The sequence below is a fragment of the Vibrio sp. Vb1127 genome (assembly GCF_033338735.1).
In the GTDB taxonomy this organism is placed as follows: Bacteria; Pseudomonadota; Gammaproteobacteria; order Enterobacterales; family Vibrionaceae; genus Vibrio; species Vibrio alginolyticus.
Genome location: NZ_JAWOTF010000007.1, coordinates 212,546 through 225,863, shown reverse-complemented (window position 1 = coordinate 225,863; position 13,318 = coordinate 212,546). Strand labels below are relative to the sequence as shown.

Below are 13,318 nucleotides of genomic sequence, written 5' to 3'. Positions count from 1 at the left end.
ACCATTCTCCCTTTATTAATTTTCATTTTGTTCTGCTATGCCAACCAAACGGAAGTAGCTTTTCTTTGCATCCCCGTCGGAGATAAGTTCCGCCAGTAACTCCGGCAGAGGCATCCCACACCAACGAATAATCTGTTCGATGGAGTAAGAAACTGGTGAGTGAGGTTCACTCTCTCGGAAGAAATCAGCTACTTGCTGCAATTGTCTAATTGCCTGCTCTCGTGATTTCATGTTTGTCGCTAATAATGCATCACAACTTTGTGAACTTAACGGTTGTTCAGAAGAAGATTCATCAAGATCCTCTAGCTCTTCAAACACGGCTTGTGGTTGATTGAAACGATCTCCTAGAAGGTGCTTTAATGCCGAGTGTATTGATTCAAGTCTTTTTGATATATAAGAGCTAGGAGTCACATCACCGACCACTTCGTCTAATCGCTGACTGAATTCATTAAATGATTCTGTAGCGAACTCCAAATCCGTGATTAATTCTTGATAAAACGTATCAGAAGTCGACTTAACGGTAGTTATAATTTCAGATAACTCAACAGCCCCAAGCTCGACTCGATTTCGGCGCTTATCTTCGTCTAAGCGCTCAAGCTCTATAGCTTGCTGATATTCCCAATAGGCATAAGCTTGCTCCACGCCTAAGTCAGTCAATGGTATACAAGCAATTGGAAAAATAAGTGTTCCTTCACTATCGATACCATTGAGGCCAATAATCGCCGATATTCTTGTCTCAATACCATCTTCATCAGGCATTGGGTACAGATCATCCCAAAAGTTCTCAATTAAACTGGTTGCGAGTTTGTAGCCAACGCCCATACCACGAAAACCATACAATCGAGTTAGGGCTTCTATAAGCCAGGCAACAAATTCCAAATCTTTAGACTGATTCGTGAGTATTTCTGGGACATCTTCAATAAATACTCGCCATAAATTACTGTGGGTATAGATACTTTCTTCTTCTATAAGAGCATTACGTTCAGCGTTGCGGGCGGCCATACGCTGATCTTTCAACCGATAGTAAGCAGACTGTGGTGATACATCCTCTCTAGGATCAACACCTGTAGGATTTTCTTGAGATATAGGAGCCAACGCTTGTTCATACCAATCAAACATTTCATTACTCATAAGCTCTCCCTCTTAGAAAGACAGGTATTGTCGCGTCTTCTCTAGTTACTGTTTCGCACTCCGTTTGCGCTTGGCGAACTTTGATCAAAGCACAAGTTACGTTATCACTTGCACCCCGAACCAAAGCCGAATGCATGAGCGCTAATCCAGCTTGGTTGACTGAGTCTGCATACAATGTCCGATGAATTTCATCACTCGTAAGTTCCTTAGAGAGTCCATCGCTACAGAGTAGAAACTGATCGCCGTCAGCCAACTGCCCTGAAACTTGATCAATAGTGACACTTTCGTCGACCCCAACAGCTCTGGTAATAACATTTGCAAGAGGGTGAGATTCGGCATCTTCAAATGCCAATAAGCCCTGATCCACTAAGTCCATGACTTGACTATGATCACGTGTTTTTTGGACAAAATTACCACTTCTAAGCTGGTAAATTCGGCTATCCCCCACCCAAAGGCAGTGGTAATACCCATCCTGAATAAACAACAAAACAAGTGTTGTTCCCATCGTTTTACCGTCTAAGTGATTTTGTGCGTATTGGTAAATTTCTAAGTTCGCTTCTTGAACCACTCTTCGGATATCATCGATATTAGTATTGGAGACATCCTGCATGTGGCGCGCGACTCTATCCACTAGCATCTGGCTTGCTATATCGCCAGCACTGTGTCCACCCATTCCATCGGCAACCACCCAAATATGCTGTTCTGTCATATCCAACAGAGCATCCTCGTTATAAGGGCGTACTTTTCCTGCGTGCGATTTAGCAAAGGTAAAATAGTTCCAATTCATTCTTCTATCCTACCAATTCCACTTTTTCCAACCGCCATCAAGCATGGCTGAAAACTGACCAATTGAAGGAAATCCACTCGTAATGAACATGCATGGTTCAACCTTCGTTGAACCTTCAGTCCACCAAAAACATGGTTTACTCAATTTTTCTTTAATGAGGTAATTCAAAAGCGTGTTTTGATCAGTATTGCCGTGATCATGAAAAACTGTAGATATTTGGCTTTGATAAAGAAACTCCAGAGGCGTCACTTCACTCGTTACATTCGCAACGAGGTCATTTTTTTCTTGAGTACTCTTATGCCAAACATCAAAGACAAAGTCGTCCTCAAGTACTGAAAGAGCAAGAGCGGCACTGTCCTCGGTCCAAGCTCTGTCACCCCAATATTGCGCAGCTTCACCTTTTACGGCACGAGCTATAGTAAAGAAAAAGTATCTACCGCATGCATCAACACTAGGAATCATGCTACCAATGTACGTTGAGTCTTCTAAATAGCTAATATCCAAAGCAAAGTGCCACACAGGAGCCGTTAAAAAGTGCTCATTCCAGCTTTCACCCAGTTGTTCCCTGCTGACTGCAATAACCGCCTGTTGCCAATCATGCCAACGCTCCGAGAAATCTTGTGATAAACCATCTTTCACAAAGTCCCCTTTTGCAGGCATTTTACCGATATAACCCCAGCCTGATGTTATAAGGTTCGTGGACATCTGAACCTCTCCATTTCATTTGACCAAAACGGATTAATGGCACTAGAAGGAATAAGCTCTAGTTGCACCTTATTTCCCTTTAAATCAATCATAACTATATTGTCTTTACGCGATTCTGGCCTTGCTTTAAGTGATTGATCCAAAAGCTTGAATATGCCCCACTCACCTTCATAGGTATGCGCAATTTCGCGTTTAGATTCAGGTGGTGTGAACACAATTCGAGTCTGATCTTGACCGGCAGGCCAACTCAACGATTTAGCTCTTGCTGGTCCATGCTTATAAACCAAATCTTGTCCACCCAACTCTAAGACAAATCGAGTAATGTGCTGGTCTAGATAAACAGGCTTCATCCCAAACTCTACGCGTAAGGAATTATCAGATTCAAAGAAAGACTGCCTGATACGTTGCGCTCTTTGAAAGACCATTAGTGTTTCTGGACGAACTCCAATTTCCTTTTCTAATCGCCAACGACTTTTCGAAGTATCCACAAACGGTTCGAGGTATTCTTGGAAGAATGCGTCAAGCGTACCTCCATAACCAAAGAATCGCTTAAAGTCTTTCAATCTAACTTCTCTGCTCGCGTTGGGCTCGAATGGATATCTGCCAGCAATAGTCCGCTGATAAGGGCGGACCACCTGTGTTACCCAGAGTTGATTTAGATGATCCTTCGAACCGCTCTCCGCAAACTTAACCGACTCTTGAGAAAGCTCACCTAGCCATTGATTAAATGGTCTCGGCAAAAGTTCTTTAGCACGAGCGAAGGAAGCTGCGACATCTTGTGTAACGGTTCCATCTAAAATACTTTTGTAGGCAATTTTCTGATTGTTACCAGAGCTTGATAAGTCACTTAAATACGAACGCAAGTTAACCATTGCTTGTTGAATATCATCAAAGTCTTGCTCACCAAGGCGTAAGATCTCTGAAAAATGCGATTCGACTTCTTTACCTGGCAGAGCAACATTGAAGCCGTTTTCTTCAGGTAAATACATGTCTAGTCTATCTGCCGTATTTGAAAACTTAACTTTGGCAACTTTACCAGCAACTTCAGAAGCGGCTTTTTGATTTTCTGACAATGATACTTTTGATAGAGCAACCTCTTTTTGGATTGCTCTCAACAAAGATTCGATTGGTCTTTCAACTCCAGATAAAACCCTCGCTTGCTCTGTCGCAAGTTCTAGGCTCGGAGCCTGCTTCAATTGAATATCTTCGATCAACGTTTTCCATTCATTAACATAATCTTGATAGTATCGAGACTGAACGCCTTGGATGGCACTGTCTTGATCAATTTCATGAGCCTTAAGATCGTCACCATAAACCCAGTTCTCTTCCATTAGGCTTTTTACTGTACGGTTGATCTGAATCTGAAAAATGCTATGAAAACCATTGTACGTGTAGAAACCCGAAATGCCTTGTGATAGCGGTTTTCCACTAGCTCGCTCGAACTGCTCAAGCCCTTTAGGTCCCAATACATCAGTCAAGCGAAATGAAGGTACATGACTCTTAGAAAATTGTATTTTCATTCGCTGATAAGCACGTTCAGGTAGAGACATTTGAGTCAACACTTCTCGAGCACTCGTCACGGCAGCAGTGTTGTAAGTAAAGCCTTGTCCATCGTTGCCTAATAAATATTGAGTGTGCTGTAGCAAACGTCTTCTTAAGTCTGCGTTTAGCTCACCCGGATATTGACGTTCGAAATAAAAGTTAAACCAAGCCAACACTTCATCTTGTTGATATTTGTCTGGATTGAATAACATCAAATACGTTTTTAACGTTTCGTACAAATACTCACGATGCTGTTGATTGCTCTCCATTTCTGACACCAAGCTATCAAGAAGCAGAGGGGCGTAATATTGGGTCAAAGCATCAGAATATGCATTGTTTGCCGCCTGAGACACTTTGTCTCCTTGATAGAGACCAAACCTCTTTACAGAGTCGGCATCACCGTAGTCGCTTTGCTTTCCGAGAGGAAGCGTCATCAACCTATCTAATGTTTCTACAGCTGAAACAATATCCGCTTCAAAATCTAAACTTTGAGCGCCAATCATTGCATCAATATGGCTCGCTTGTTCATTGGTATCGACAATTAACTGTGAGTTCCACTTATAACTCATAAACCAAAGCGCAGAAGCTCCTAGCAGTAGCGTTGTACATCCAATGTAAACACCTCGACGCATCCAACCTGACTGCTTTTGATAGTGACGATTAACTGTTCCTAACAGTTGCTCTTTGAAAATAACCTTGTCAAAAAGATTCTTTACGAAATAACTATGAGAACCAGTCTGACTCTTTGCTAGAGCTAAACGATTTAACCCAAGTCCATTGGTTGATTCATTCATCAGCTTATCGACTGGTAAGCCTTCTTGAACCGAACTCAACATAAACACACCACGAATCAAGGCAGGCTCTTCAAAACTGTTTTGTGCAAAAATTTCAGCTAAAAACTCGTCAAGATTAGCTTGTAGCACTCTTAATTGCTTTGGAAATTCAAAGATAAGCGCGCGTTTATCTAAATCGTCCTCTGTTTCAAGTATTCTAAGCATACGGGCATCAAGGCGCTCCAACATGCCATGAAATTCTTTGTTGAATAGAGAAATAACGCCTCTTTCATCATCCACTTCACGAGGGAACATGAAACCAAATAATTCCTCTCGCTCTTCCTTACTTAAATCGGCAAAAAACTCATTGAAACCGGCAACTAAATCCATTTTGGTGAGCAATACGTAAATCGGAAACTGCATGCCTAACTGGTTTTTCAGTTCTTGAAGTCTCGACTTAATTGCTCGAGCATGAAGACTTCGCTCGGTTCGAGTCTGAGACATCACGCTGGCTAAACTTATCGTAACAATCGCACCATTAATTGGTCTTTGCGTTCTATACTTTTTCAACAATCCTAAGAAACCATGCCACGCTTTAGAGTCGACCTTTTCTTGACTGTCTTGTGTCGTATACCGGCCAGCCGTATCTATAAGAACTGCTTTATTTGCAAACCACCAATCACAGTGGCGAGTGCCACCTACACCGGCAATAGAGTCAGAGCCAAGGCTGTCTCCTAATGGAAACTCTAACCCCGACTGCTTTAATACGGTTGTTTTCCCCGTTCCAGGAGGGCCAATCAACACATACCACGGTAAGTCATACAAGCTTCTCTTGCCTTTGTGTGTTTTCGTCACTACTTTGACAGCTTGCTCAATACGCTCGCGCATTAAGTCAATTTCACTTGCCGCTTCTTTATCTGATAGGCTATCAACCTCAAGCAACGTTTGAATACTTTCGTCTTCTTTCACCTTTTGCTTATGCTGCTTGGTAACGTTAAACATCGCCCAAAGCAACACCAACACTAGAATAGTGACTAGCCGTTGAAAGTCACTCTTTAGGGGCTCATATCCCGCTATCGTAATAAGTGGACCAACAACCCAAATGAAAATAGAACAAGCAGCGACACCGATAAGACCGAGAAACCATCTTTGAGTAAATATTCTGCCAATTTCTTTAATACGCATCTCTATCTACCTATTATTAATTCGCGACAAGAAGGTCGATTTCAATCCGGCGGTTAATAGCTCGGTTTTCATCACTACTGTTTTCAACTAATGGTCTTGCATCCCCCAATCCCTCGGGTATCACTCGCCCTTCTAATGCACTATTCGAGATCAGTTGTTCAGACATAGCAGTGGCTCGAGCTAATGATAGGTGCCAGTTCGAGGGATATTTACTCGTGAAAATAGGCCTATCGTCGGTGTGACCAGTAACAATGATCTTGCCTTGGGTCGACTCCAATGTTCTCGCAAGCTTAGAAATAACGGGTTGGATGTAAGCGACAACATCAGCACTACCTGATTCAAATAGATCTTGAGACTTTAACGAAATTCTTACCCTGTCTTGCAGCGGCTCAACATTGATTAGCCCCTTACCGATCTCAGTTGCTAGATACATTGAAATCTTTTCTGAAATTGGCGCTGATTTTGATTCTGACGTTGCATCTTGGTTAAGTTGTTGCGGTTGAATCAAATTAACTAATTGAGAAAAGGTGCGATTTGATGCCTTATTTAGCTCATAGCTAAAATACATATATATGCAGACCAATAATGCCGCCGTTACAGAACATACAACCCAAAGAGGCGCTCTATCAGAAGCCTTTGAGCCATTCAAAATGTGTTGGTCGATACTATTACTTAGCTCCTGAGGGACTCCTCTCCCATAAGACTTAAGAGTAGCAATAACCTGTCTTCTCAATTTCCGGTGCGATTCCAGTCCATTTTTTTCTAAACGGTATTGACCCAGAAACCCGAGAGATAAGCACACATACATTAGTTCAAGCAAATCTAAGTTCGCATCTGGTTTCGCCATGCACTTATCAAGATGCTTAAAAAACGCTTCCCCACCTTGACTGCTAGCATAGAAGGAGCTAAGTAATGAATCGTGACTCCAGAATGAATGCCCACCCCAATTGGTGTTAAGGACAACTTCATCTAGTGAACAGCATAAACAATAACGAGCTGTATCAATGGTATCCAAATCAACGTCATGCTGACGTAATCGGTTCTCATAATCTCTAAGCTTTTGTGCCAATGTCTCTTTTAGAAACAACGGATCGGAATGAGTCGCTGTCGACCGAATTTGACCGATAATAGATAACAGGCCATTCGCCTCTGCTAGTAGAGAGTTACTCCCATAAGCGACCACTGAATCATTGTTCACCAATTCAGGGCTTTTTGAGATAACTACGGTATTATCCACAGACTTTTCTGATTGTGGTTTCGATGCGGGTGCTCTTCCACCCGGTGTTGGTTTTACTATCGTTTGTTCCATACAGAGCGCGCCTATTGATTAATACTCCAAAGCTCAAGTTCAGCATTAGGAAAATGCCCTGATAGGTGAAGCGCAATACCGCCACTATCTTTTAGCCTCATCCAAAATGGCCCTTTCTTGACAACTTCGAAATAGACATAGCCCGTTTGGTAAGGAATCTGTCTCGGGACGACACTCAACGGCACTACGTTTATACCGTTGATCTGATTATTAATTAGATCGCGAATCTGTTCTGCCGGGCCAAACTTGAGTTGCGCTGGGACCAGGCGTCTTATTTCATCTGTTGTGGTATCTGCTTTAATTGCTAGCACAAATTGGCATGACTCAAGCAAGCGTTTATCTGGAAGCGGCGTCACTTGAATACCGTATTGGCGAGGCTCCAACGGAAGTTTGGTCGCAGTTTGGTCAAGAACAACACTGAGGTACTGACTGAGTATCTGATTCAACTCGCTATAAACACTTGATACATCTAAGTGATCATACGCAAGCAAACTTGGGACTCTTTTAGTTTTATTAGAAAAAGTGGCTAACTCACCAATGTAACCTTTAAGTGTCGTCGCTAATTCCAGTGGATGTAACCTATCTAACTCACTGAAATGCTTTAACTTCGCCTCATATCGGTTCAACATTTGGAGCATGATGAAATCAACAGCAGATGCCGATGCAGATTTGCCCTTAATCAAGCGCTGCGCAATAACGTCAGCACGCATCTTTGTCATCGCGATAACGTTACGTAGATAGGCTGACATAACTTTGTCGCTAAGGAGATTGATAAGCGGAGGAACGTACTCATCGTCTAGTATAACTTCCCCTTCAGGAGTTACCTCTTTGATCCTTAAGATAGGTAACTCCACATAACCCGCTAATTTGTCATTACTCGCTTTCAACTCAAGGTTGAGGGCTGCAACTTGGATGGTTTCTTCATCTTGTCCTGTAAGGTTATCTATCACGTCGATATCTTGAAGTACATAACGAGAGACGATCGATTCGCTTACATCCGAAACGTTTTTACCTGTAACACTTGAAAGAGGGAGAGTTATTTTTACTAACGTATTTTCAGTGTTTTTATCAATAAGTAGAGGCGAAACTGAATCGTTGGATATTAACGTATTAACCAACGTCATATCCGGCAAAACAGCTTCAAGATGCTCAAGTTCAATAAGACCATCTTTTAGCGCGTGTTTTTTTACTCGACATTTGCAAACTCCCCAATTGTAAACCCCACCTAACTGATGTAAGCCTTTGAATTCTTGAGAGGTTGCGCGTTCTTGTTGTTGGAAGTGCTGGGGACGTAAAAACATTCCTTCGCACCAAGCCGTCTTGGAGTATTGCGTCATTTATAATTAGCCAACTAAACGTTATTTAACGACCAAAGACAGATCTTCTAACAATACTTGATATGTGTTGTAACCGGTCTTATCCACTTTAATGACTTGTCGCCAATTTGAGTTTTCAATATCTCGAAACGCTACGACAATGCCTAAATATTCTGTCTTTGGAGACATACTTGCTTGATATGTTTCTTTCTGACCTGGAGTTAATGAAACTTCATATTTATTCACTAAATCAGGTCCTAAGACTTTTTCACTTTCTTCATAAATAGAAAAAAAGTCCTGGCTTTCGAAAATGGTATTTGACGTTAATTCAAATACATACACCACTACAGGAGAAGGCCTGCCGTTTGAATCAGGATTAATGTTATGACTTGCTGCTATTTCTAAATCTGAGTATGGATCAACAACTAGGTTCGCTGCTGAGCACCCAAATAAAGCCATTGAAATTAATAACAAAATATATTGGTAAAACTTTTTCATCACCCTAATTCCTAGCCTTTGTTTTTTAATGCTAATTCATAGTGCTTAGCGAAGTCTTCTAAATAGAACGGAGACTCTTTATTGATAATATCATCGGATAACTTTTCATGAATATCCTCAAACCTCTTCCAACTTTGAGCATATTTTCTAGCTGGAATAACCTTATTAATAACCGTGTCTTTCGCTAAAGCATCTGAGTATATAGAAGTAGGTTCAACAAGTGACATAACACTCGAAACCGTACCTTCAACACCTTTCATTAAGGCTTGCTCATGACTTTCGATGTCATTAAATGCTTCTTTAATGGCTGCATTTGGCTTTAAGAAGCTAGCCGTTTGACGGTTATATAAGTTATGAATCGCATCTTCTAAGTTTGCAGAAAACTTTAAAGGGTTATTTTCTGACTTACGAAATGCGGTATGACTAAGTCGATTTGTTTGCTTAAACACTGCTCTGTTATGCAGTGTTTCCATTAAACCAACTAGCATCAAAGAAAATGACTCCCCCAGTTGTTCAAACCATTCCTCTCGGTTATCGCTGGGAATCATCATTGGATCTATACCCACCCCTCTAACAAAAGCCGCAAGTTCACCCCCATTGGTATCAAAGTTGGGAGTCGATAGGTGTTCTGATTGTCGGTTAACTTTCGGTAAAGTTTCAGATACGGTGCTCTGTTTTTCGGGCTTTGGGATATCAATAAAATCATCGACTAAACCAATATCTAGCTGAAAGTCAGAAGGAACACTTTCGTTTAAGAGTTCACTAGCACTAAGGCCTAGGTCAACAAATTCCTCTTCCGATGGACTTGAGACTACTTCAGGGGGGGCGCTAGAAAGACTTTTACTTGTCTCAAGGCTGAATACATCTGTATCTGTTTGAACAGAAACTGAAATTTGATAATCCCCTAAGCTAACCATATCGTCATTGCTTAGTGCTATTTCATTTCCTTGACCCACAGGAGTTACAGCATTATTTACAAAAGTACCATTCGTTGAGAGGTCTTTTATCAAGTATTTGTCACCAAACTTAATCAGTTCTCCGTGGGTTCCGGATACCACTCTTTCAGGATCTGGTAGTGTCCAATCACATTGTTCAGACCTACCAAATGTAACCTTGGCATGTTCATCACTTGATTCAAACACGAACTCACTCTCAATCTCTGGAGTAAATTTGTGAAAACTTGTTATGGTTAAAACCAACTTCATGTAAACCTCGCCAAAGACCTGCTAGATATTATTTTTAATTTTATTATTAACTGCTTTCTTATTAACAGTAAGATTAATAAAAACCTTAATACTGCCATTGAAAATCATGCACGGAATAATGAATCATTTTTTTATCAAAGCAATCACGTATTGTTCAACAATTTTAATTATCCAACCAAGTTCAAATTTTTGACACTTAGACTTTCATCAATAAAAAAACGAATGTTAGTTTGGCCGAGAAATTCTAACATAATGACTTTTCATTGAGCAGAAAGGTATATATTCCCCCATCATTTATACGGAGTTCTTGTGATGGAAGACAGTAATAAAAACAATTCTATAAATAACGAAGAAAGCGGAGATAAAACTAAAATTGTAAAGACTCAAAAACGAGACAATGCAATTAAAACAACTAAACTCACTAATAATGAAACCTCCGTTAAAAATAAAAATGAAACAAATACAAAACTGTCTCAAAAAGAAAACACTCCGTTAGTTAATAAGAAAAAAAACAATAAAGATGACTCATTAAATAATAACAAAGATGTTATTAACGAAAGCTTAATAGGAACGACCGTTAAAAATCGGTATGAAATTGAGTCGGTTATTGGGCATGGTGGGCTTTGCGATGTTTACTTAGCTAAAGATAAGATTCTTGAATCTTCAGGTTCAGAAACACCCTACGTTGCGTTAAAAATATTACAGAAAGAGTTTGCTTCTCAACCAGAGACTGCACGCATGTTAATACGTGAAGCTCAACAAACTCAAAGGTTAAGCCACCCTAATATCATTAGGGTTTTTGATTTTGGTGTTGATGGCGAAATATACTTTTTAGTTATGGAGTATATTAACGGAGAAACATTAGAGAGTTTAATACAGCGTTCTAGGCCCCATGGGCTGAAGTTTAATGCAACTTTATCAATCCTAAATCAGGTACTCGATGCACTCTCATATGCTCACTCTCTTGGTGTAGTGCACGCCGACCTAAAGCCCGCTAATGTGATTTTAACGTCTGAGGGTAACGTTAAGCTGCTTGATTTTGGTGTATCTAAAACTCATCAATTAAAGCAGGATCAATATGCGGCTAAACGTAAATCCGAAAATGTTGAAACGCTTGGTTATACTCCCAACTATGCATCACTCAACCTGTTATCCGGTAAGGAACCGAACTTAAGCGACGATATGTTTGCTCTATTTTGTATTGCTTACGAGTTATTGAGTTGCAAACACCCTTACGCAAGAACTCCAGTTAATGAAGCTCTCAAAAAGAAGATCAAGGTCTCTAAACCAACTAACATGCCTGCATCTAAGTGGCCAATATTTTCAAGCGTATTTTCAACTGGCATCATTCCGTACGAGCTGACCCCTGAGCAGTTGAAACGCAAATTGAATATGCGCTATTGGCCTATTGCTAGCGGCGCGGCAGCGAGTATATTATTAGTTAGCGGCATTGTATTTGGTTATCAGCAGCAACAAGAAACCATCGCCACTTTGGAAACCGTTATTAGCAAGCAAAATGATCAAATTGCCGGACAAGAGTGGCAGCTTGATACGCCAGCAGAAAAAAGTTTGGCACTGATTGATAGTGAAAAAAGCTTACATCCAGTCGTTAAGGCTGGCTTATTACGCTTACACAAGACCTATATTCTCAGCGAGTTTGAATCTGAAATTGATCAGGTTTTGAATTCTGATGCCAACAACTACCCGAATTATGATGAAATTGAGTCCATACTTGATAAAGCAAAAACCTACTACCCTGACTCACATAAAATAGAAGTTCTTGCCTTAGATATTCAGTCAAGCAAGCACTCCACGTTACTTTCGATAGCAAGGCAAATCAACAGTCAACTTGAAAAGTCTCGGTACAGTAAAGAAGACGGCAATAAATCCATCTATGAGCTCAAGGATGAGTTAAATCAGATTCATCAAGGTTATCCTTTCACGCCAAGTTCGTTATCTAGCGATGTTTTCGGTCAGCACCTCACTGAAGCACTCAAAAAGAAAGACGCAGCTGCACTTGTTGCTCTTATTAAGGTTGGGAACACCTTCTTTTCAAACGTAGAAGAGCATCAAGAGAACTTACAGATAAGTAATGCGATGAAAGATGCAGTGCTTGAAATGAAATTATATGAGACAGCGCTAGATTCCAACAGCCCTCTACCGTTTCCAGAAGATGCCGCTAGAATCCTGTTCCAAGAAGAGTTTGAAAACTTTTATTCTCGCCTAGAAAAGGCAAGGACGACAACTCATCTCGATAACTTGGTGAAGGATGTGGATCTGTTCTCGAAAAACTTTCCTATTGGTTTTCAGGATGTTAACGATTTAAGATTCAAAACTGCTGATAAATACTTACGCTTCTCCGATATATTACTTAATAAACGAAGGACTTCAAGCGCAAGACGCGCTATGCAGAAAGCCAACGAGCTTATGAAGCAAATAGAACAGGACTCTAAGCAAAGCTAGTAATACAAAAGGGACGCGAGTCCCTTTTTTGCCGCAGATTACTTGCCAATATGCAACTAGATTGCTAATTTATATTTGTACTTAATGAGGAGAGTTAGCCTTGACTGAAGGAATAGTCAAAGTTGGCGAACGTCTGGCGTCCGTATGTAACGATAGCCTTAAACTAGGACTGCAAGACACTTACCGACTCGGCGTTTTACTTGGAAACGTCCCCTTTGCTACTTGTGTTAAAAACACGCGAGTTGAAGTTTTTTCATCCCTACATTTCGACCATTGCCGTTTGGATATAAGTCAAAATATCTTTAACAATGACTTTCTTTTTGTAAGTTTATCTCAAGCGACAAGCAAACTATTTCTGCTCAAATACTGGTTATGCCATTCATACCTTCGGCTAAGCCTTCATT

9 protein-coding genes are annotated in these 13,318 nt (G+C 40.7%); 1 reads left to right on the top strand and 8 read right to left on the bottom strand.

Going from position 1 to position 13,318, the window contains the following annotated elements:
- Window positions 1–15: 15 nt before the first annotated feature.
- Genes tssA through tagH form a run of 8 tightly spaced genes read right to left on the bottom strand, consistent with a single transcriptional unit; the run spans window position 16 to window position 10,451 of the window.
- Entirely contained in the window at window positions 16–1,131 is a 1,116-nt protein-coding gene (gene tssA / locus R7H07_RS12390; protein WP_025767711.1) for a type VI secretion system protein TssA, read from the bottom strand.
- The gene (locus tag R7H07_RS12385) at window positions 1,124–1,918 is read right to left on the bottom strand and encodes a PP2C family protein-serine/threonine phosphatase (RefSeq protein ID WP_005375947.1); all 795 of its coding nucleotides are present in this window, start codon (window positions 1,916–1,918) and stop codon (window positions 1,124–1,126) included. Before R7H07_RS12385 ends, tssA begins: the two co-directional genes overlap by 8 nt.
- Before the next feature lie 9 nt (window positions 1,919–1,927).
- A complete protein-coding gene (gene tagF, locus R7H07_RS12380) occupies window positions 1,928–2,623 on the bottom strand; it encodes a type VI secretion system-associated protein TagF (protein ID WP_025767710.1) in 696 nt (231 codons plus the stop codon).
- The gene (gene tssM, locus R7H07_RS12375; protein ID WP_206958885.1) at window positions 2,605–6,123 is read right to left on the bottom strand and encodes a type VI secretion system membrane subunit TssM; all 3,519 of its coding nucleotides are present in this window, start codon (window positions 6,121–6,123) and stop codon (window positions 2,605–2,607) included. Before tssM ends, tagF begins: the two co-directional genes overlap by 19 nt.
- Window positions 6,124–6,139: 16 nt before the next feature.
- On the bottom strand, window positions 6,140–7,432 hold the full coding sequence (gene tssL, locus R7H07_RS12370; RefSeq protein WP_206958887.1) for a type VI secretion system protein TssL, long form: 1,293 nt from the start codon (window positions 7,430–7,432) through the stop codon (window positions 6,140–6,142).
- Between the two features lie 11 nt (window positions 7,433–7,443).
- Complete coding sequence (gene tssK, locus R7H07_RS12365) at window positions 7,444–8,769, bottom strand: type VI secretion system baseplate subunit TssK (RefSeq protein WP_080659252.1); 1,326 nt, start codon at window positions 8,767–8,769, stop codon at window positions 7,444–7,446.
- 21 nt (window positions 8,770–8,790) lie between these two features.
- Window positions 8,791–9,246, bottom strand: a complete 456-nt coding sequence (gene tssJ, locus R7H07_RS12360) for a type VI secretion system lipoprotein TssJ (protein WP_017820223.1) — start codon at window positions 9,244–9,246, stop codon at window positions 8,791–8,793.
- A gap of 11 nt (window positions 9,247–9,257) precedes the next feature.
- Window positions 9,258–10,451 (bottom strand): type VI secretion system-associated FHA domain protein TagH, encoded by a 1,194-nt coding sequence (tagH, locus tag R7H07_RS12355; protein WP_053307738.1) that lies wholly within the window; start codon window positions 10,449–10,451, stop codon window positions 9,258–9,260.
- A gap of 312 nt (window positions 10,452–10,763) precedes the next feature.
- On the opposite strand from tagH, the gene R7H07_RS12350 reads away from it, so the two are divergent.
- Window positions 10,764–12,914 carry a serine/threonine-protein kinase gene (locus R7H07_RS12350; RefSeq protein ID WP_206958890.1) on the top strand — a complete coding sequence of 717 codons (2,151 nt, stop codon included), beginning with the start codon at window positions 10,764–10,766 and terminating at the stop codon, window positions 12,912–12,914.
- Window positions 12,915–13,318 lie beyond the last annotated feature (404 nt).